Here is a 19472-nt window from a genome sequence, read left to right on the forward strand (position 1 = left end):
GTGTGTCAGAGAAGCCCGAGGAGCTTGTCCGTGAATTCGGCGGTGGTGGCGTTGCCGCCCAGGTCGGGGGTGCGAACGTCGGACTTGGCGAGCACGGCGGCGATGGCATCGGTGACGTCCTTGGCCGCTTCACCGTGGCCCAGATGGTCGAGCATCAGCGCTGCCGACCAGATCGCCCCGAGGGGGTTGGCGATGCCGCGCCCGGCGATGTCGGGGGCGGAGCCGTGGACCGGCTCGAACATGGAGGGGAAGGCGCGCTCGGGGTTGAGGTTGGCGGCCGGCGCGATCCCGATGGAACCGGCCACGGCGGCCGCCAGATCACTGAGGATGTCGCCGAAGAGATTGGAGGCCACGACCACGTCGAAACGGGCCGGATCGAGGACGAACTTGGCCGCCAGCGCGTCGATGTGCTCCTGGTCCCACGTCACCTGCGGGTGATCGGTGCCGCGCTCGGCGACCAACTCGTCCCAGAACGGCATGGTGTGCACGATGCCGTTGGACTTGGTGGCCGAGGTGAGTCTTCCGCTCCGGCGGGCGGCCAGTTCAAAGGCGTAGTCGAGGACGCGGGTCACACCCGCGCGTGTGAACACGGCCTCCTGTACGGCCAGTTCTTCCGGAGAGCCCCGGTTGAGCCGACCGCCGATCTCGCTGTACTCGCCCTCGACGTTCTCGCGGACGACGACGAAGTCGACCGCTCCGGGGCCGGCGCCACGCAGCGGACTGTCGACTCCCTCGAAGACGCGGATGGGGCGGAGATTGACGTACTGGCGAAAGCCGCGCCGGATCGGGATCAGCAGTCCCCACAAGGAGACGTGGTCGGGGACTCCCGGGTATCCGACCGCACCGAGCAGGATGGCGTCCTTGTCGCGCAGGTGGTCGAGGCCGTCGTCGGGCATCATCGCGCCCTCGCGGACGTATCGCTCGCACGACCAGTCGTAGGAGGTGTAGGAGAAGCCGAAGCCGTGGCGGTCTCCGACGGCGTCGAGCACCTGCTGTGCAGGCGGCAGGACCTCGACTCCGATGCCGTCGCCGGGGATCAGGGCGATGTGGTGGTTGGTCATGGCCCGATTGCAGCAACCGGGCCACAGGCCCGTCCAAGACGCTCTGCCGATCTGCCTCATAGGGCCTGCTTATGAGCGCTCGGCCGGGGTAAGGGCGCAGGCCAGGAACGCATCGGCGGCCGGTGACCGCTCGGCGCGGCGACCGACCAGGGCGATCCGAAGTGTCGACTTCGGCTCGATGTCCAGGACGAGTGCGCCGGCCCGCTCGGCCATGGTGCGCCAGGACTCGGTGACGACGGCCAGGCCGACGCCCGCGAGGACCAGCGGCAGGATCGCCACCCGGTGTTCGGTCTCCGCCGCGATGGTGAAAACGATCCCGCGCTCGCGCAGCCCGTCGACGTACGCGCGCATCCCGGTGCCGCGTTGGCCGACGATCAGCCGCTGTCCCGCCAGCTCCTCACACTGCACTGAACTGCCCCTGGAAAAAGGGCCGTTGGGCGGAGCGATCAGCACGAAACGCTGCTCACCCGCGGCTTGCGAGATCACCTCCTTGGTGGGCAGGGGACCGGATGTGGCGAGGAGACCCAGCTCGGCGGCGCCGGTGCGCACCATGTCGATCACATCGCGTGAGGTGAAGGCGGCCCGGATGCTGACCGACACGCCGGGGTATCGAGCGCTGAAGCCGCGGATCATGGTCGTGAGTGGTTCGACCGCCTGGGACGGCATGGCGGCGATGTCCAAGCGCCCGTCGCGGAGTTCGTGCACCGCGGCAACCCTGGCGCGGGCCGTCTCCAGACTGCGCACGGCGGCCCGGGCAGGCTCGATCAACGCGGTGCCGGCTTCGGTGAGCACGGCCCGGCGCCCGATCCGGTGGAACAGGCTGCTGCCCAGGTCCCGTTCCAGGGCCCGCACGGCCTGGGACAATGAAGGCTGCGAGAGGTAGAGGGCCGAAGCGGCCCGGCCGAAACCCCCGTGGTCCACGATCGCGAGGAAGTACTCCAGCTGACGAACATCCATAAGCACATCTTGGCGCCAGGGCGCCGTCCCACCACCCGCGGCTCCTGGTGGGGGACGGCGGGCCGGATCCCGGAGTACCGTGCAGGACGACCCCGTGTGAGCATGTCCGCATGGCAGTTGGACGGATCATCTTCCTCAACGGCACGTCCAGTTCGGGGAAGTCGAGCATCGCCCGGTAGTTGCTCGACATCCTGGACGACGGAGTCTTCTTCCACCTCGCGGTCGACGGCTTCAACGCGATGCGCACGAAGCGGAACCTCGCGCAGGGAGACCTCGATGCGGCCCTGCGCCGGACGAGGATGGGATTCCACCGATCGATCGCCGCCATGGCCGGGGTGGGCAATGACGTGGTCGTCGACCACGTTCTCAGCGAACCATGGCGGCTGACCGACTGCCTGAGCGTGCTTCCCCCGCAGGACGTCCTGTTCGTCGGCATCCGCTGCTCCCTGGACGAGCTGACCCGCAGGGAGCAGGCGCGCGGCGATCGGCCCCCGGGTCTGGCGGCGTCGCAGTACGACCTGGTCCATCAGCACGGCGACTACGACATCGAATGCGACACCAGCGCGGCGAGCCCGCGGGCATGCGCGGAGCTGATCAAGGAATTCCTTCCCCGGCGTCCGGCACCCACCGCCTTCGCCCGTCTCCGGCCGCGCTACCTGGAGGCCGACTGCGAACCAACTGCCCTGGGTGACATGCGAACCCGGTAAGGAATGGACCGTGTCGTCGCAGCCGCGTTGCCGAGCGGCTCACTACGGGGCGCCCTCACGGTGACGACGGTTGCGCCGGAGTATTCGTCCGGTTGATATCTCCGATCGCCTGCCACAACTGCCGTGCCCGCTCGTGGTGTTGACGGGCCAGGTGATGATATCCGGCCGCCGCGTCCAGATCGCCGACCAGTTGCCAGCACGTGGCCTCGTCCTGGCGGTCGCCGTGCCGGTGGAAAAGCCCAGCCGCCCGCTCCAACGCCGGGCCCGCCTGGACCCGGTCGTTCCGGCCGGCGTGGACGCGGCCGACTTCGAGCAGCGTGTACCCGGCACACCGCTCATCGGCCAGCTTCTCGAAGGTGGTTAGCGCCTGCCGCAGACACCGCAGCGCCTCGTCCGGATCGCCGCGCCGATCGTGCAGCCTACTGAAGCGCCGCAGCACGACGGCCACCCGATGCTCGTCGTCCAGCGCCCTGGCCAGCCGCAGGGCACCGGTGAACCAGGACTCCGCCTCGTCGAGGTCGCCCTGCATGAGTCGCATCACGCCCATGGAACAGGACAACTGCGCCTCGATGTGCCGGTCACCCTCACCCACCGCGATGGCCAGCGCCTGTTCCACGCGTTCCAGCGCTTCGTCGTCACGGCCCTGCACCCGGCTGACCGTACTGAGCATCGCCACCGACAGCGCCTCGCCGCGCTTGTCCCCGATGTCCCGGCACAGCTCGATGGAGGATTCGAGAGCGTGCGTGGCCCGGTCGAACTCGTCCTGATAGATGTGCAGTTGGCCAAGGCCGCGCAGCAACACCGATGCGCCGGGCGCGTTGCCCGCGGCCTCCGTCGCGTCCAACGCGAGCCGGTGCCCGTGCTGCCAGTCCTGGTACACGCACCGGTGGTCGTAGTAGGTCGCCGTACCGGCCGCGAGTTCCCAGGCCAACTCGTCCAGGCCCCAGTCCACGGCCAGTTTCACCGCGCCGAGCAGGTTGTCGCGTTCCGCGTCGAACCAGCCGAACGCATCGACCATGAGGCGGTCCACCACCGCGTCGGGCAGTGACCGACCCGGGGTCGAACCGCGCGCGGCGGCCAGCAGCCCGCCCGGCAGCCGGTCGGTGCCGCGCCTGACCAGGTCGAGCCAGACGGACAGCACCCGGACGATCGCATCCCGCTTGTCCGCCGTCGCCAGCGGGGCGGCGATCTCCACGGCACAGGTCCTGATCAGGTCATGCAGCCGGTAACGCGGTTCGCCGAGGGCGTCGGTGGCGATCAGCCGCACCAGGCTGGCGTCGACGAGGGTGTCCAACACCTCGTCTCCGTCAGGGCGGTCGAGCAGCGGGCCGACCACCCAGCCGGGCAGCGTGTACGCGCCCAGCAGGCCCAGCAGACCCAGTGCGCGCACCGCGTCGGCCGGCAGCAGGCGCAGGCTCAGCTCGACACTGGCGCGCACACTGAGGTCCCCGATCCGCAGCTCGGCCAGCCGCCGGGATTCATCCTCGATCCGTTCCCGGAGCACCCGCAGGGACCAGGCCGGCCGGCCCGTGAGTTTGCCGCTGGCGATCCGGATGGCGAGTGGCAGGTTGCCGCAGCAGTCGAGGATCGCGTCGGCTTCACCAGGTTCCCGCTCGACCCGCTGCCGCCCGACGATCCCGGTGAACAACTCCCGCGCCTCGGCCGGACTGAGCACGTCCAGGTCGATGTGGCGCGCGCCGGGGAGCTGTGTCAGCAGGGTGCGGCTGGTGATCAGGACGGCGCAGCCGTCGGCCCCGGGCAGCAGCGGCAGTACCTGGTCGGCGCCGCCGGCGTCGTCCAGCACCACCAGCATGCGCCGGTCCACCAATAACGACCGGTAGAGCGCCGCCCGCTCGAAAAGGCTGTTCGGTATCGCGCTGCCGGCGATCGAGAGCGCGCGCAGGGCCTCGGCCAGCATCAGCCCCGGGTCCCGCGGTTCGTCCGACGTCGCCGCGAGGTTGAGGTAGAGCTGGCCGTCGGGGAAGCCGGCGCTCGCCAGCCGGGCGGCGTGCGTCACCAGCGAGGACTTGCCGACACCGGGACCGCCCACGACGACAGCCACCGGCGCCCGGTGCGCCGGGGACCCGTCGAGCAGCCCGGCGAGTTCGGCCAGCGCCTCGTCGCGTCCCACGAAGTCGGTTACGTCGAGCGGTAGTTGACGTACGGGCATCGCCATGGCCGTACCGGCGGTCGCTGCGACAGGGGTCCCCGATGACGTGCCCGAGGCGCGGGTCTCCGGATCCGGAGCGGGGGCGGGAGCTTGAGCCGATGCTGAAGCCGAGGCTGGAACTGGACCCGGGTCCGGGGCCATCAGGGCCGGATCCGCGGTCAGGATGCGCTGATGCAGGGCCTGGAGCGGCGGGGTGGGATCGACGCCGAGCTCGTCCGCCAGCTTCCGGCGCAACCGCTCGTACGCTTGCAGCGCCTCGCCCTGTCGCCGGCACCGGTAGAGAGCGACTATCAGGTGCTGGGCGACTTCCTCGTCGTACGGGTGCTCGCGCAGCAGATCGGTCAGTTCGTCGATGACCTCCCGATGGCGCCCGAGGCCGAGTTCGATGGCCAGACACTGCTTGTGCGTGGCCGCGCGCCTTTCGTTCAACCGCGCCGCCTCGATCTCCAGGACCCCGCCGGAGACGTCGACCAGGGCGTTTCCGCGCCAGCAGGCCAGTGCCCGCCGCAGCGCGCCGGCCCGCTCAAGCGGGGTCGCACTTCGCTGGGCCAGGTTCCGCTCGTGGTCGAACTCCAGCAGGTCGAGCTGAACGCGCGCCACATGGATCTCATAGCCGCCGCGGTGCGTGCTGATCAAAGAACGGGGAGCTCCGCAGGCGACGAGATTGCGGCGCAGCCCGGAAACGGCGTCCTGGACTTGGCGGACCGCGGTGGCGGGCGCGTCGTTGTCCCACATGACGGCGACCAGCCGCTCCATGGAGACGATGGTGTTGGCGTCGATCAGCAGGGCAGCCAGCATCTTGGCCTGCCTCGGTCCGTTCAACGGGACCGTGCGTTCGGCGATCTGGGCATGCAACGGCCCCAGCAGGCCGAATTTCATGTTCCCCCCGGCACGTGACGATGTGGTGCCCAACCCCCGGCTGACCTCGCACTAGGACGAATCTAGGACGGTCGACGGACGCGTGTCCATAGGGTCACCCGAGCACGGTTCACCGACGACGAGCGGACGGGCAGTGAGCCAGGGGAGTGCCTACGCCTGGTACCGGGGCAGCACCCGGGCCGGTATGCGGGGGGCAGAGGCATTCTCCTCGTCCCCTGGGGGCGTCGGTGGCCCCGACGCTCGTCGAAGGCGACGGCAGAAGGCCACTGCCGCCCTTCCCGCCACCGCAGCATCGCGGTGTGGTGGCCTGAGGACGCCGGCATGCACAGGTGGATTCGCGGGCGTCTCTGCCCAGGGTCCCTCTTTCCCGTCCGCGGGCGGCGCGGCCTCCGCGAGGGTGTGGGCCACCAGGGCATTGGCGTGGCCATGCCCCATGCCGTGCTCGGTCTTCAGCCAAGTGACCAGTTCCATGTGCTGGGACAGCGGTGACGTCCGGATGAGGTTCTTCCACGCGGCTGCCGGGCGGCCGTACTTCTTCTCGATCACGGAAAGTAGCTGGCCGGGCCCTTCACGGATTCAGTCATAACCGCAGCATGACACCCAGCACTGACAACGCCGCTGAGGTCCGTCCGCCACGGCATTCGGTGGGTGGCGCCCCAGGCGCTCGGGTCAGTCCTGAGCGCCGGCTCCGTCGCGTCCTGGCAGCATGCGAACCGCGTCGGCGATGGCGGGTCGCAGTTGGTCAAGTGTGTGCTCGGGGCCGAGGATCATGCGGCGGAGCTGCGGCATGGCAAGGGTCCATCCGACCAGGCCGAGAGTGAAGAACAACCGGTCGCGGGCCGCGCTGTCCAAGTCGGCGGACCCGGCCGCACGGACCTTGTCCTCGTAGTGGCGGGTGCGAGCTTCTTCTCCGGGTACGGGCTCGTCGCCGAGTTCGAGTGCCTCCCACATGAGCAGGCGCAAGGCCGCGGGGTGTGCTCGGTGGTAGTCGAAGAGCCGCTCGGCATAGGCGGCCAGGTCCTCGTCACCGGGCGGTACGGCCTCGGCGAGGTCGGCCATGAGGTGCTCCAGGACCGCGGCGAACAGCTTCTTCTTATCACCGAAGTAGTCATAGATCGCGCGCTTGTTGGCCGTGGCCTGGGTGGCGATGCGGTCGACGCGGGCGCCGGCCACGCCGTGCTGGGCGAACTCCGCAGCCGCTGCCGCCAGGATCCGCTCTTTGGTCGCCTTCGAGTCGTACGCCATGCATCGATGGTAACGAACCAGTTCGTTTGACGGCGTGTGGAGAAGTCTGCGACGCTCACCCCAGCTTTCGAACCATCTAGTTCGTTCGTTTGGAGTTGCGATGCCCTGTCCTGATGAGCCCGCAGTGCCGATGTCCACAGCACCGGCACTGCCCCGAAGGCTGCCGCTGGTCATGGCGCTGGCCTGCGGGGTGAGCGTGGCGAACGTCTACTTCCCGCAAGCCCTCACTCCGCTCATCGCCCACGGCCTCGGCGTCACGCCGGGCACGGCCGCGAGCGTGGCGACGATGACGCAACTCGGCTATGCCGTCGGGATCTTCTTCCTGGTCCCGCTCGGAGACAGGCTTCCGTGCCGCCGACTGACAGCCGTGCTGCTCGCCGTGACCGGTCTGGCCCTCCTGGCTGCCGCTCTGGCGCCAACTGCCGGTGCTCTGCTGGCGGCGAGTGCCGTGGTCGGAGTGGCGACCGTGGTGCCCCAGTTGCTGCTGCCGATGGCCGCCGGGCTGGTCTCGGCCGACCGCCGGGGTGCCGTCGTCGGCACCCTGCAAGGCGGCCTGATCGGTGGGATCCTGCTGGCCCGCACCTTCGGTGGCGCGCTCGGAGGCCAACTGGGCTGGCGAGCACCGTACTTGGTGGGAGCCATGCTCACCGTGCTGTTGGCGGTCGTGCTCCACACCGCCCTGCCCGCGGCCGCCCCGCCCACGCGGGAGCGGTACGCCGCGCTGCTCGCCGCCAGTGCGCGAATGCTGCGTACAGAACCGGAGCTGCGCCGCTCGGCGCTCTTCCAGGCGACCCTCTTCGGCGGTTTCAGCGCCGCCTGGACCGCGCTCGCCCTGCTGATCACCGGCCCCCGCTTCGGCTTGGGCACGCAGGCGGTGGGCCTGCTCGCATTGATCGGCGCAGCCAGCATGTTCTGCGCCCCGGCCGCCGGGCGGTGGGTGGACCGGCACGGCGCGGACCGGGTGAATCTGTGGTGCATCCTCGGCACCTTCGCCGCTGCGGCAGTCCTGGCCGCAGGTACGGTCGGCTCCTGGACCGGCCTGGCGGCCCTGCTGGCCGGGCTGCTGCTGCTCGATGTCGCGGTGCAGTGCAACCAGGTCGCGAACCAGGCCCGCATCTTCGCGCTCCGGCCCGAGGCCCGTAGCCGGCTCAACACCGCCTACATGACCTGTTCGTTCCTTGGCGGCAGTGCCGGATCCTGGCTCGGCATCCGTGCCTATGTCCTGCTGAGTTGGCTGGGCGTGTGCGCGCTCATGGGAGCCCTCGCGCTGCTCGCCCTCGCCGTCCATCTGGCTGGGGGGCACCGGCGCCGACCCCGTGCTTCGACAGGGCCTGGCGCGAAGCGCTCTGTGGTGGGTGCCCGGTGAGCGTCGGCCGATGACTGCCTCCGGACCCCCGGGGCGGGCTCCTCCGGCTACCGCGGACGACGGCGCTTCCGTCCGCCGACGCAACCCCAGACGCACGGGCCACACGCAAGGTTCAGACGCGAGGCCCAGGCGCGCAGCCCAGACGCGAGGCCCAGACGTAATGACCCAGAGGCCTGAATGCCCCAAGGCCCGAATTCCGTGGCGACCCAGATAGCCGAAGACGCAGAACCCACGACCATCCGAAGACTCGAAGGATCTCTCATGCTCCCTGCCATGCCCCCGGCCGTACTCCAGTTCTTCCGTGCCTCCCAAGAAGGCGACGCCGATGCTTGGGCCCAGTCGTTCGCCGTGGACGGCGTCTTCCACGACCCGGTCGGCACACCGCCCGTCCTCGGACGCACCGCCATTCGGGACTTCATTGCCTCCGTGCTGCCCAACTTCCAGCCCTTCCTCGGACTGACCCCTCTGGACGCGCACACGGTCGGCAAGTGGGTCGCCGTTTCCTGGCGCGGTGCCGCTGTCGCCCTGGACGGCAGGCCGGTGAACTGGTCCGGCATCAACGTCTACGAGCTGGACGAGGACGGCCTCATCCAGGATGCCAAGGCGTATTTCAACCACTCCGTGTTCCAGGCCCAGCTCGCGGACTAGCAGGAGGAACCGCCGCCACGGCGAAGGAGGAGTCGCGCGGCGCGCCGCTTCCGGTCGGCCGTCGCTCCGGGCCCGCAGAGCCTGCCCGGCGCCGCCGTCCGGTCGCCGGCTACGGCCGCGCCGCGGGCGAGCCGGGGCGAGCGGGGTGAGCTGGCTGAGCTGGAGATGTGCCGCGATGAGCTGGGGATTTGCCGTCGCTTGCGGAGAGGTGCGTAGGCGGCGTACACCTTGGAGTCGCTGGCACCGCGGCCGACCGGCCGTGGGCGTGTGTTGTGACGGAGGCGAATGTGCTGATCACTGTCGCGGATGTGGAAGCCGCGGCCGAGCGGATCGCCGGGCATGTCATCCGGACCCCGACGATGCCGAGCCCCGGGCTGTCCTCGCTTCTGGGTGCGCAGGTCACCGCGAAACTGGAACTGCTACAGCGCACTGGCTCGTTCAAGGTGCGCGGTGCGACGGCGAAGCTGCTCTCGCTCGACGAGGCCGAGCGCGCCGCCGGTGTCGTGGCGGTGAGCGGCGGCAATCACGGCATCGCCGTCGCGGTCATGGCCGGCGCGCTGGACATCAAGGCGACCGTCGTCATGCCCCGGTCCGCCCCGCGCCGAGCCGTGGGCATCGCCGAGGGCGCCGGGGCCAACGTCATCCTCGCCGAGGCCATGGACGGAGCGTTCGCGCTCGCGGAGGAACTCCGTACCGAGGGGCTCACTCTGGTCCACCCCTTCGACGACCCCGTCGTCATCGCGGCCCAGGGCACGGTCGGCCTGGAGTTCGCGGAGGACGCGGGGGACCTCACGGACGTACTCGTCAGCATCGGCGGCGGGGGTCTGATCTCGGGGGTCGCCACCGCACTGCGTGCGCGTCGCCCCGGGGTACGCGTCTGGGGCGTGGAGACCGAGGGCGCGCGAGCCATGTCGGAGGCTCTGGCCGCCGGAGGACCGGTACCGGTCCAACTGGGCTCGATCGTCTCGACGTTGAGCGCTCCCAGCGCCTCACAGCTCACCTATGAACACGTCTCGGCACTGGTCACCGACGTCCTCACCGTGACCGACGCGGAAGCCGTCCAAGGCACCCTCGACCTCGCCGACCACGCGAAGGTCTGGGCCGAGCCCGCCGCCGGCTGCCTGGTGCCCGCGGCACGCAAGGTCCTGGACCACGTCGGCGAGAGCGCCAGGATCGGCCTGGTCGTCTGCGGCGGTAATGCGTCGGCCGCCGATGTGACCACTTGGGCCGAGGAGTTCGGGCTGGGCTGACGCGGTCGCGGGAGGGACGGGGCTGCGGCGCTCTCGTCCTTCCCTGCCTCGGCCCGGCGAGTACGCCGACCTCAGGTCTGCGCCCCTCACGTCAGAGCAACTGGTCCGCTCAGTAAGCCCGGTGGGCCAAGAGCGCAGGCTGGATCCCACAGGAATCATCGTTCTGGGTGGGCGGTGAGCGGAGGGAGGGGTCGTCGGTGGGACGACAGTCACGGTATGCCAGAGTGACCCATATGGTTCTTCTTGGTCAGGCACCTCACTACACCGCCCACAAGGGCCCCTCCCGCAGAAACCTCCTGCTGGCTCTCGCGGTTGGTCTCGCTGTCTGCCTCGGCCTCGGAGCCGTGGCGGTATCGGCCTTCAACGAGAAGCCACTGTTCAACGAGGACGTCGCCTACGAGGGCGGTTACGTGGTCGCCCTCGCGGGAATGAAGGCGGACCCCACCGGAGGCACACAGGGCTTCCTCAAAAACGGTGGCTGCGAGCAGTGGCGCCGCGACCAGGGCGGCCCCAAGGCAGCGGCCTCCCCGGAGCGTTGGCTCCAGGGCTGTCGCGACGCGGCCGACGACGGCGACTGCCGGGACGGGCAGGCCGTGGCCAAGCCCAAGGGATCCACGGGTATCAGGGGGCTCGTCTGCGACAGCGGCAAGGGCGTCAGGAAGCCCGTCTCGGGGTCGGGCTTCTAGGAGTTCAGGCTGGCTGCCGCGCTGCCGGCCGAACATGCTGGGGCGTATGGAGCAGCCGTGCGGGCGGGTTGTGTGGTGGCCTGCCCGCCAGACATGGCGTACCGCGAACTTCGTTGCATCGCCGCCGAGTTGACCACTCCGACCGCGACTGGCTTCAGTGCTACGGGTCTGGTCTCGGGCGAGTTGCCGCGTCCGAGCCTGGCCGGCTGGACGAACGGACGCGTACTCGGCGAGCGACGGTGACTGGCTCGGACGGACGCCGGCACCGGCCGGTGTGGGTGTCGCATGCTTGCGAAAGGTGAGCGCTCGCGTGGAGCGGCGATCACGTCGTAGCTGCGTCGGGCGCCAACTGTGTGAGAATGCGGGCCAGTTCGCGGGGTCGAGAGAATATTGGCCAATGGCCGGTGTCCATCTCGATCAGCCGCCACTGCTCGTTGGTGAGTAGCCTCGTCACGTCGTCGCCCGCCTCGGGGTCACCCAGTGTGCACTTGATGTACGTCGCCGGGAGATCGCCGAGCGGCCGCTCCAGTGTGGCGGGTTCGGTCAGCGTGCGGCCCGGATGCGGCGTCGAGTTGCTGACGATGCGAAGGATCTGCTCATCGGTCAGGCCATGGCCCTGGTAGTGGGTCGCGGCCGCAACCGGCCAGAAGCCTCCGTTCGAGGCGAGCGATGTCCTCATCGCCGCCCCACCGTCCGGCCACTCGGCAACGAACGGTTCTCCCTCAGCCGGAACACTCGCGTCGACGAACACCACGCGGGCCAGCCGGTCACCGATCCGCCCGGCGGCTTGCCCGACCGGGATGCCCGAGTAGCTGTGCCCCACCAGGACGACATCGCGCAGATCCCGACGCTCGACCTCGTCGACGATGTCCTGAACGTGGGTCTGCTGCCCGGCCGGCACCCCGCGCTTCTCGGCCAGACCGGACAGCGTCAGCGGGTGGACGCCATGGCCGTCCGCAGCCAGACGCGGCACCACCTCGTCCCACGCCCACGAGCCGAGACGCGCGCCCGCAACCAGTACGAAGTCCGCCATGTCCGCACCGTAGCAGCCCAACGCGACAACCACGCTGGAAAAATTTTCGATGCACATCGTCCGGAGTGAGGGAGGCCCGCGCACCCGGTCCGCTCACCACAGCTCGGGCCGTTGAGGTGGAGGGCCTTCTGCCGCGAGGCCGAGCTGCGTTGGGCCTATCGGGCGGTAATAGGGTTACGGCATGACGACCGTTGAGGACATGCACGTTGAGGGCATGAACTACGAGTTCCGCACTGCCCGGCCCGAGGACACCGATGCCATCGAGGCACTCGACGGATCGTTCACCACGGATACGGTGTTCCACGTGACCGTCACCGGGGGAGGGTCGACGGGGTCGCCGACCGGGACCACCGGGACCACCGGGTCCACCGCGGCCACCGTGTTCGCCTTGCAGGAGGTTCCGGTGGAACCGCCGATCCGCAAGGTCTTCCCACCGGACGACACCAACGACGAGAGCGACCCCGCGGCCGAGGGAGATCCGAACCTCCGTACCGTCGTCGCCGTCGACGCCGACGGGTGTCTAGCGGGTTACATCGTCGTCTCCTTCGATTCCTGGAACCGGCGACTGACCATCGTGGACGTGGCGGTCGACCCGGCCCACCGTGGCCGGGGCGTCGGCCGGACCTTGATGGGGCACGCCGCCGAGTTCGCGCGTGAGCGCGGTGCCAGGCACATCTGGCTGGAAGTCACCAACATCAACGCTCCGGCGATCCATGCCTACCAGCGCATGGGGTTCACCTTCTGCGGACTGGACATGGCGCTATACGACGGCACCCCGTCATCGGGCGAACAAGCCCTGTACATGAGCATGTCTTGCCTCTGAGCGCTCCGCGAGAACTCTCACCATGACGACGAGGCCTGGAGCGACTTGTGGTCGTGTGAGGGTCCCATCTCCCTCGTACAGGTGGCTACTTATCCGCCGGGGGTTACGACGAGGGGCTGAGGCTACGGCTGCTCGTCGGGGTCCTGGTCGAAGGAACGCGGCGTTTGGGGTGATCCCGTGCCGGGGCCTCCAGCCATCCCGTCTCCCATCAGGAGCGCGAAGACGAGCACGACGACGGAGCCGCAAAGCGCCATGCCCGACCAACCAGCCCGCTGAACCCTCGCAGAGTTGCACGCCAGTGCTTCATTCCTGCTGGGGAAGCTGCCCAGGACGTCATCGCTTGACGGCACCAGAACCGAGCCACAGGTGACTTCTTCGGTGCCATTTGGATCGTCTGAGTCCAGGCCCCTGACCGTCTTCGACACCGGCAGGAGAGCGAGAGCGATCGCTGCCAGTGCTGCGAGCAGGGCAATGGTTGCGCCCGCCCTGACTACGCCGGGCAGCGTGCCCAGTGGCCCGCTCGCTGCCGGAGTCTCGTTCCTCGCGTTGGCCATTGCCGTCCCCCGTGATCTTTGCCGTTGAGGGCGCAACGGTAGCGGGTGCTGCCGAACAGCTGCGCAGGGGGCAAGGCTTGGCCGTCCACCAGGAGTCGTTCGTAGAGGTCTCCTCACTCGCGAACGCTGAGTGGATGATCGAGATTGAGGCCATCGGACTCGTCCGGTGACGCGGGGCACTCGTAGGCCCTTGCCCCCACCCCTCCAATCTCCTCCAATGTTGAACGCGTTCAAGATACTGTATGTGCAGTGAGGCGAGAGGCCGGCAAGCGGGCGGACTCTCGGACGTGCGGCCGAGCTGTTCGGTCGATTCGGGGGTGGGTATGACCGATCGCGGCTGGAACGACGACAGCGACTACCGCGACGCGGTGCAGCGGGCCGAGCGAGCGACACGGCTCGGCTGGGCGGCCATCGCCGGCGTCGCGGGGACGCTCGGCTGCGCGCTCATCGTCATGGCCGGCGCGTGCGCAGTCGCGGTCATCGGGTGCCTGTATGTCGTGATGACGCTGGATTGCTGAGCCGTGTCCGGAGGGGGCAGGTGCGCAGCCAAGCCGTGAGGGCTGCGGTGGTGGCGGTGCCGAGACGGACGAAGCCGTACTTGTCGTACCGGGCCGCTGCCACCGCCCGATGTTGTGTGAGCCGGTTGATTGCCCGTTCGACAGTGTTCCGCCTCTTGTGCCAGGCTGACCGCCTACCTGCGGGGCCGTCCCAGCCGAGCCCGGGGAGACGGAAAGGTGGGCGGACAGATGATGCCTCCGTCAACAGCCGTACAGGGCATGGCACTTGATGTGTGATGTGTCCTGAAGAGCGTGCACCTCTCGGCCCAGTCGCCCTGAAGGAAGTGCGGCGCCATATCGGGATACGGCGAACAAGTGGACCCCGTAGAGGTGACTCCGTAGAGGTGGGAGCATGGCTCCTTCCCGAGACACCATGACCGCCGCGTCGACCACCCATTGCGTGCTGCTTGCGTGCTGCGCGGGCGGATCATGGGTCAGGTCAATCCCCGGCGATCGCGTTGGGGATCGGGCGTGCCGGAACGGCCAATGCGTGGGGCACGGCTACGACTTGGACGTCGTCCTCGTAGATGACCCGACCCGGATCTGTGGACCGCAGGACCACGCATTTGACATCGTGCGCGGCCAGGATCTCCAGGTAACCAGGCACCCGAGCGAGGAGATGGGCTGCCGACGGCTTGAACCAGGCCGCGGCGCCCGGGTTGGTCTCGTCGTCGTAGATGGTGGGGTCAACGGTCGAGGGGTCGGTGTACGCGATGTCGTACCAGCTGTTGTTGCTGCGGCGAAAGGACTCTTGTTCGTCCGAGAGCCTTCCCTCGCGTGCCAGGTTGTTGACGAGCCCAAAGATGCCGGTGAAGTGGCCCCGGGTGTTGCGGTGAGGCGATTGGAACCTCACGTACCGGACGGTCTCGCTGCCACCAGCGTCATCGATCGTTCCCATCCGAACATCCTGCCACCGCAACTGCCGTGCCGCGCGGGCTTCCGCTCGGCGGAACAGCGCCCCGTCCCCGAGACCGTTCGGGAGGGGGACTCGTGATTGCCGAGCCTTCCTGCGGGCATTTGTGGATCATGTCAGAGATCAAGCAGTCAGCCGATGGCACGTCCGGTGAGTGGTTCTACTGCCTGGAGCACAAGACGGTCGAACAGGGCCCGCAGTGCCGCGGCGCCGACCGCATGGGCCCCTACGGAAGCCGAGAGGAGGCCGCCCACGCGATGGAGACAGCCAAGGCGCGCAACGAGGAGTGGGGGACAGACCCCCGCTGGAACGACGACAACGGGGCCGGTAGTTAGATAATTGGCTTGGCCGGGTCCGGGGGCGACGGCCGTAGGGGTCGGACGGGGTCGGACAAGTGTCTGTCGGTGTTCTGCCCCTAGTAGTTGTTCTGGCCTTGGTCGTTCAGGAAGCTGGGGCCGCACGGACATCGTCCGAACGGAAGATCAAGGCCCAGAGCATCGGGTACAGACCCTGATCCGGAGCGCGGGAGCGGAAGTCCACTCCGCGCCGCTGTCGGCCCGAGCTATGACAGCGCCGCTGCCCCCGAGCACCCGCATGTCGATCACCGGTCGAACCTGTCGGCGCCGGCCGCGGCCGACAGGGGAGATTGAGCGCGTATCGCACGGGATCTGCGTGGTGGGGCTGTATTACCTCAGAGGTAATCGTCCCGGCGTGCCCGCATAGGCACGATGGCTGGTCTCGGTGGTCTCTCCTCTACGTCGAAGGGGGAGATCGTGATGGAGAGGGCGGCCATGTCCACAGTCACAACTGTCAACACGCGCGGTGTGGTTGAAGAGCTGTTGCGCAGAATTGGTGAGGGCGACCCTGAGCGCATTGCGGAGCTGTATGCCGAGCAGGGCGATTGGAAGCTCGACTGGCCGGAGGCCGAACACGGCCGCCCTGCCACGCCATGGATCCGGCACCGGTCCACTCGGGCCGACGCGGCCGCCCACTATCGAGAGCTTGCCGAGTACCACGTGCCGGAAGACGTGGCGACCGAGGTCGAACGCATCCTCATCGACGGAGACGACGCGGTCGTGCTCGGCGAGATCCGTCAGACCGCCCGGCCCACTGGACGCGCATATCGCGCGCGGTTCGCTCTGCATCTGACTGTCGAAGACGGCCTCGTCACCCGGCACCATGTCTACGAGGACAGTCTCAGCGTTGCCCAGGCGTTCGATGCCGAGGATCGGTGAACGCCACCTGGCTCCGGCCGGCTCTGGCTGATCGAACGGTCGTTGTTCACAGGGACTGCTCGATCCGGTCGCGGTAGTCGTCTGTGCTGTCGCGGTAGTCGTCTGTGCTGCGGAGGCGGCCCCGTGCGAGCCACCAGTTGAGTACTCCGCCAGGCACGGCGATGGCGGCGAAGGTGAACAGTGAGGTGGGGAGGGCGCTGCTGTCGGAGCGGAGTTGGGTGTGGATCAGCATGCCGAGGAAGAAGATGACGATGGCGGTCAGCATTCCGACGGTCCCTGCCCGCTTCATCTGGCTGCTCCTTCGGGTTACTCGACGCACATCTGCTCCTGGCGCTGGGTGCGCGTGACGTGGGCGCACCGGCCGAAGCTCACCCCGCTTCCGGCACGGGAGCCGTCCGTCGGCGGATGACTGAGGCGCGTCCTGGACGACTTGGACGACATGGACGACTTGGGCGAGGTCGGAGGTCGTGAACGGATCGTCGGCCCTGTCGTAGGCGTATTCCGTCCTGCTTGGTCAGGCTGATCGCCAGCTTGTCGGCGATAGTTGTTGTGGGCATCCCCCCTATAGGTCAGCCGGTTTGGCGACAGCGCATCGGTACGGGTCACTTCATGATCTGGTGAATCGATCTTGAATTTCCAGGGGCCAAAGTCCTTCGACAACCCCGCACACAGCGGAAGAGATGCTCCAGATTCGTATCGTCGAGGCCCGAGGCCGAGCCGTCAGGTTCCGCGGGGAGATCTGAAGAGCAGTGGGCGGTGCTGGCGCTGCCGTTGCCGTTGGAGGGAAACACGAGGTGCCCCCACTCGTGTGGCCTCGTCGGCAGCTGAGCGGTGGCATACGGTTCCGGGCCCGGACCGGAATGCCGTGGTGAGACGTGCCTGTTCGTCCCGATCCGGTACGGGCGGAGCAAGGCGTGGGCCTCCCGCAGAAACCGCGCCTACCTGCCGCGCCGAGGTAGCGCTGACCTGCCGGATCAGGAGATGTGGCGCACCGACCGCGCGGCCGACTACGGCTCCTTCCAGGACGCCGCCCACGGCCGGGTCGACCTCGCGGGGCGTGGGTCCGGTCCTCGATGAACTCATTCTTGTGTCTGCGTGACAGCTTCCTGACCTTCGACGATGGAAGTCAGGCCGTCGAGGAGTGCCTTGAGGCCGAATTCGAAGAGAGCATCGAGACGCAGGTCATAGCCGTCTTCCTCGAAGGCTCCGACCACCTTGGTGAAGGTCGGGAAGCGGCCGGATTCCACCAGTTCCCGGAGAGCGGGGGTGCGACTGTCCATCCACTGGTCCTCCGACTGGCCCGTAGCCGCTTCGGCGTGCGCTTCCATCTCCAGGTGCACGGCCAGGCCCTGGACATGGCTGTAGAGCAGGACGTGGATATCGAACAGCTCGGCGGGATCGAGTCCGTGGCCGTCGAGGGCTCGCAGCACCCACTCGCCGTGGACCATCAGGTTGGGCACAAGCAGAGGGCGGGTGAGGGAGCCGATCTGGGCCAGCCACGGGTGCTTGCGGTAGAGAGTCCAAAGGATCCGAGCACTCAGTTCGATGCGGGAACGCCACTCTTCAGGGGCGTTGGCGGGGTAGGACTCCTCGCCGAATGCGGTGTCGGCCATGAGCAGGATGAGGTCGTCCTTGCTGGGGACGTAGCGGTAGGTCGACATGGCGGCGACGCCGAGCCGTGCCGCAACACCGCGCATGGAGAGAGCCGACAGTCCTTCGGTATCGGCGATGTCGATGGCCGTGCGGACGATCCGGTCGAGGCTCAGCTCCTGCTCGGGGTCCGGGACGGGTGACGGGCGCCTGCGGGCCGGCGCGGCGGGGGCCGTTCCGGCGACGACCGTGCCGATCCGGGGCCGGGCCTCGACAAGTCCCTCCAGACGCAGGGTGGTGAGGGCCTTGGTGGCGGTGGCGAGCGCGACGCCCCATTCCCCGGCGATCTGCCGGGTCGAGGGAACCCGATCCCCGGGGGCGAGTTCACCGTCCGCGATGCGCCGCCGGATCGCGGCGACGATGCGCAGATAGGGCGGATCACCGACTGTGTCTGTGGTCTTCGTCACGTGCTGCCGCTTTCCTGTCCTGTACTAGTGCAGAGGGTAGCAGCGGCAATGCCGAGCATGAGCCGTCTGACCTAGTACAGATACGGTGCTTGGCCAGTTGGATGGCGTGTGCGTACGTCGTACGTTCAGTGCGCGTACATCGTAAGAAGCGCTGGAGGAACTTCTCATGCAGACCGTACTCATTTCCGGCGGCGGAATCGCCGGGCCCGTCCTCGCCTACTGGCTGCGCCGCCACGGCTTCGCGCCCACCGTCGTCGAACGCGCCCCGGGCCAACGCCCCGGCGGCCAGGCGGTGGACATCCGCGGCGTCGCGCTCGAAGTCGTGGAGCGGATGGGCCTGCTGGAGGAGGCAAGCCGCGTAAGGACCCGGATGCGCGGAATGTCGATCCTCGCCCCTGACGGCCACGAGGCCGATCGCTCCACCGAGGCGACCTTCAGCAGCGGCCGGCTCGACAGCGAAGACATCGAGGTGTTGCGCGAGGACCTGGTACGGATGGTGTACGAGCACACGCGCGCAGGCGTCGAGTACCTCTTCGGCGACAGTGTCACCGCCCTCGACGAGGATGAGACCGGCGTGCGCGTCGACTTCACGCACAGACCGTCCCGCACCTTCGACCTCGTGGTCGGGGCGGACGGCCTCCACTCCACCGTACGACGCCTGGTCTTCGGCCCGGAGGAGCGTTTCACCCACCACCTGGGCAGCTATCTCTCCGTGTTCAGTTCGGACAACTTCCTCGCCCTGGACAACTGGCAGATGTGGCTGCGGGACGGCGACAGCGGATTCGGCATTATGCCCGTGCGCGACAACAGCGAACTCAGGATCGCCTTCGGCTTCGAGTCCGCCCCTCTCGCCCACGACCTCCGCGACAGCGGCGCCCTGCGGCAGCTCGTCGTGGACAAGCTCGCGTCGATACGGTGGGAAGGGACCCGCCTGGCAGAGGCCGCCCGGAAGGCACCCGACTTCTACTGCGACGCCATGGCCCAGATCCGCATGGACCAGTGGTCGCGGGGCCGGGTGACTCTGCTCGGAGACGCCGGCTACTGCCCCTCCCCCCTCTCGGGGCAGGGCACCAGCCTGGCCCTCGTTGGCGCCCACGTACTGGCCGACTGCCTTGCCCAAGCCAACGGCGACCACCGCACCGCGTATGCCCGCTACGAGCGGCGGATGCGCCCCTTCGCGACCCTCAACCAGGCACTGGCCACCGAGAATCCCGGCGGACCCGCCTCGGAGGAATCCGCCGCGCACGCCAAAAACGCCCTCTCACTGGACAGCTGATCCCCTGCGCAGAATGGACATCAAAGCAGGAAAGAACAGCACAGAACCGCTTCTG

General features: G+C 68.5%; 17 protein-coding genes and 2 pseudogenes. 10 read left to right on the forward strand and 9 right to left on the reverse strand.

The genetic code is table 11. The annotated features are described in order from the left end of the window. Positions 1-5: 5 nt before the first annotated feature. On the reverse strand, positions 6-1061 hold the full coding sequence (locus tag ACFYNP_RS11815) for a tartrate dehydrogenase (RefSeq protein WP_388410156.1): 1056 nt from the start codon (positions 1059-1061) through the stop codon (positions 6-8). 69 nt (positions 1062-1130) lie between these two features. Then, positions 1131-2018, reverse strand: a complete 888-nt coding sequence (locus ACFYNP_RS11820; RefSeq protein WP_388784889.1) for a LysR family transcriptional regulator — start codon at positions 2016-2018, stop codon at positions 1131-1133. 110 nt (positions 2019-2128) lie between these two features. Here ACFYNP_RS11820 and ACFYNP_RS11825 point away from each other — a divergent pair. After that, positions 2129-2725, forward strand: a pseudogene (locus ACFYNP_RS11825) (chloramphenicol phosphotransferase CPT family protein). 55 nt (positions 2726-2780) lie between these two features. Here the strand turns inward: ACFYNP_RS11825 and ACFYNP_RS11830 are convergent. From ACFYNP_RS11830 to ACFYNP_RS11840, 3 genes and pseudogenes are all read right to left on the reverse strand, one after another. Further along, complete coding sequence (locus tag ACFYNP_RS11830) at positions 2781-5774, reverse strand: BTAD domain-containing putative transcriptional regulator (protein ID WP_388784890.1); 2994 nt, start codon at positions 5772-5774, stop codon at positions 2781-2783. Between the two features lie 387 nt (positions 5775-6161). Next, positions 6162-6358: pseudogene (locus ACFYNP_RS11835) on the reverse strand (DUF4287 domain-containing protein); the annotation flags it as partial. An 85-nt stretch (positions 6359-6443) separates the two neighbouring features. Next, complete coding sequence (locus tag ACFYNP_RS11840; protein ID WP_388784892.1) at positions 6444-7019, reverse strand: TetR family transcriptional regulator; 576 nt, start codon at positions 7017-7019, stop codon at positions 6444-6446. A 130-nt stretch (positions 7020-7149) separates the two neighbouring features. Between ACFYNP_RS11840 and ACFYNP_RS11845 the strand changes: the two genes are divergently transcribed. The 4 genes from ACFYNP_RS11845 to ACFYNP_RS11860 all read left to right on the forward strand — a co-directional run bounded on the left by ACFYNP_RS11845 (position 7150) and on the right by ACFYNP_RS11860 (position 10969). Continuing rightward, complete coding sequence (locus tag ACFYNP_RS11845; protein WP_388410144.1) at positions 7150-8385, forward strand: MFS transporter; 1236 nt, start codon at positions 7150-7152, stop codon at positions 8383-8385. Between the two features lie 261 nt (positions 8386-8646). Further along, positions 8647-9033 carry a nuclear transport factor 2 family protein gene (locus tag ACFYNP_RS11850; protein ID WP_388784894.1) on the forward strand — a complete coding sequence of 129 codons (387 nt, stop codon included), beginning with the start codon at positions 8647-8649 and terminating at the stop codon, positions 9031-9033. A gap of 290 nt (positions 9034-9323) precedes the next feature. Further along, positions 9324-10283, forward strand: a complete 960-nt coding sequence (locus ACFYNP_RS11855) for a threonine/serine dehydratase (RefSeq protein ID WP_388410858.1) — start codon at positions 9324-9326, stop codon at positions 10281-10283. 233 nt (positions 10284-10516) lie between these two features. Continuing rightward, entirely contained in the window at positions 10517-10969 is a 453-nt protein-coding gene (locus ACFYNP_RS11860; RefSeq protein WP_388784896.1) for a hypothetical protein, read from the forward strand. Between the two features lie 322 nt (positions 10970-11291). Here ACFYNP_RS11860 and ACFYNP_RS11865 read toward each other — a convergent pair whose 3' ends face one another. Then, positions 11292-12002, reverse strand: coding sequence for an alpha/beta fold hydrolase (locus ACFYNP_RS11865; protein ID WP_388784898.1), 711 nt, complete (start codon positions 12000-12002; stop codon positions 11292-11294). A 181-nt stretch (positions 12003-12183) separates the two neighbouring features. On the opposite strand from ACFYNP_RS11865, the gene ACFYNP_RS11870 reads away from it, so the two are divergent. Together ACFYNP_RS11870 and ACFYNP_RS11875 are read left to right on the forward strand one after the other, a co-directional pair. Further along, the gene (locus tag ACFYNP_RS11870; RefSeq protein ID WP_388784900.1) at positions 12184-12825 is read left to right on the forward strand and encodes a GNAT family N-acetyltransferase; all 642 of its coding nucleotides are present in this window, start codon (positions 12184-12186) and stop codon (positions 12823-12825) included. 877 nt (positions 12826-13702) lie between these two features. Then, a complete protein-coding gene (locus ACFYNP_RS11875; protein WP_388784901.1) occupies positions 13703-13897 on the forward strand; it encodes a hypothetical protein in 195 nt (64 codons plus the stop codon). A 478-nt stretch (positions 13898-14375) separates the two neighbouring features. Here ACFYNP_RS11875 and ACFYNP_RS11880 read toward each other — a convergent pair whose 3' ends face one another. Further along, on the reverse strand, positions 14376-14834 hold the full coding sequence (locus tag ACFYNP_RS11880; protein WP_388784903.1) for a hypothetical protein: 459 nt from the start codon (positions 14832-14834) through the stop codon (positions 14376-14378). A 128-nt stretch (positions 14835-14962) separates the two neighbouring features. Between ACFYNP_RS11880 and ACFYNP_RS11885 the strand changes: the two genes are divergently transcribed. Then, positions 14963-15184: a hypothetical protein gene (locus ACFYNP_RS11885; RefSeq protein ID WP_388784904.1), complete on the forward strand. Its 222-nt coding sequence runs from the start codon at positions 14963-14965 to the stop codon at positions 15182-15184. A gap of 456 nt (positions 15185-15640) precedes the next feature. Further along, a complete protein-coding gene (locus tag ACFYNP_RS11890) occupies positions 15641-16084 on the forward strand; it encodes a nuclear transport factor 2 family protein (protein WP_388784906.1) in 444 nt (147 codons plus the stop codon). A gap of 46 nt (positions 16085-16130) precedes the next feature. Here ACFYNP_RS11890 and ACFYNP_RS11895 read toward each other — a convergent pair whose 3' ends face one another. Next, entirely contained in the window at positions 16131-16373 is a 243-nt protein-coding gene (locus ACFYNP_RS11895; protein WP_388784908.1) for a hypothetical protein, read from the reverse strand. Positions 16374-17163: 790 nt separating this feature from the next. Next, positions 17164-18141 (reverse strand): TetR/AcrR family transcriptional regulator C-terminal domain-containing protein, encoded by a 978-nt coding sequence (locus ACFYNP_RS11900; protein ID WP_388410118.1) that lies wholly within the window; start codon positions 18139-18141, stop codon positions 17164-17166. A gap of 166 nt (positions 18142-18307) precedes the next feature. On the opposite strand from ACFYNP_RS11900, the gene ACFYNP_RS11905 reads away from it, so the two are divergent. Continuing rightward, positions 18308-19417, forward strand: a complete 1110-nt coding sequence (locus ACFYNP_RS11905) for an FAD-dependent monooxygenase (RefSeq protein ID WP_388784910.1) — start codon at positions 18308-18310, stop codon at positions 19415-19417. The last annotated feature ends 55 nt before the right edge of the window (positions 19418-19472 follow it).

The sequence above is a fragment of the Streptomyces sp. NPDC006691 genome (assembly GCF_042869955.1).
Taxonomy (GTDB): Bacteria; Actinomycetota; Actinomycetes; order Streptomycetales; family Streptomycetaceae; genus Streptomyces.

What these genes read in the sequence shown, in the direction of transcription:
- ACFYNP_RS11815 (WP_388410156.1), bottom strand. Translation starts at nt 1,061, where the DNA reads ATGACCAACCACCACATCGCCCTGATCCCCGGCGACGGCATCGGAGTC.
- ACFYNP_RS11820 (WP_388784889.1), bottom strand. Translation starts at nt 2,018, where the DNA reads ATGGATGTTCGTCAGCTGGAGTACTTCCTCGCGATCGTGGACCACGGG.
- ACFYNP_RS11830 (WP_388784890.1), bottom strand. Translation starts at nt 5,774, where the DNA reads ATGAAATTCGGCCTGCTGGGGCCGTTGCATGCCCAGATCGCCGAACGC.
- ACFYNP_RS11840 (WP_388784892.1), bottom strand. Translation starts at nt 7,019, where the DNA reads ATGGCGTACGACTCGAAGGCGACCAAAGAGCGGATCCTGGCGGCAGCG.
- ACFYNP_RS11845 (WP_388410144.1), top strand. Translation starts at nt 7,150, where the DNA reads ATGTCCACAGCACCGGCACTGCCCCGAAGGCTGCCGCTGGTCATGGCG.
- ACFYNP_RS11850 (WP_388784894.1), top strand. Translation starts at nt 8,647, where the DNA reads ATGCTCCCTGCCATGCCCCCGGCCGTACTCCAGTTCTTCCGTGCCTCC.
- ACFYNP_RS11860 (WP_388784896.1), top strand. Translation starts at nt 10,517, where the DNA reads ATGGTTCTTCTTGGTCAGGCACCTCACTACACCGCCCACAAGGGCCCC.
- ACFYNP_RS11865 (WP_388784898.1), bottom strand. Translation starts at nt 12,002, where the DNA reads ATGGCGGACTTCGTACTGGTTGCGGGCGCGCGTCTCGGCTCGTGGGCG.
- ACFYNP_RS11870 (WP_388784900.1), top strand. Translation starts at nt 12,184, where the DNA reads ATGACGACCGTTGAGGACATGCACGTTGAGGGCATGAACTACGAGTTC.
- ACFYNP_RS11875 (WP_388784901.1), top strand. Translation starts at nt 13,703, where the DNA reads ATGACCGATCGCGGCTGGAACGACGACAGCGACTACCGCGACGCGGTG.
- ACFYNP_RS11880 (WP_388784903.1), bottom strand. Translation starts at nt 14,834, where the DNA reads ATGGGAACGATCGATGACGCTGGTGGCAGCGAGACCGTCCGGTACGTG.
- ACFYNP_RS11885 (WP_388784904.1), top strand. Translation starts at nt 14,963, where the DNA reads ATGTCAGAGATCAAGCAGTCAGCCGATGGCACGTCCGGTGAGTGGTTC.
- ACFYNP_RS11890 (WP_388784906.1), top strand. Translation starts at nt 15,641, where the DNA reads ATGTCCACAGTCACAACTGTCAACACGCGCGGTGTGGTTGAAGAGCTG.
- ACFYNP_RS11895 (WP_388784908.1), bottom strand. Translation starts at nt 16,373, where the DNA reads ATGAAGCGGGCAGGGACCGTCGGAATGCTGACCGCCATCGTCATCTTC.
- ACFYNP_RS11905 (WP_388784910.1), top strand. Translation starts at nt 18,308, where the DNA reads ATGCAGACCGTACTCATTTCCGGCGGCGGAATCGCCGGGCCCGTCCTC.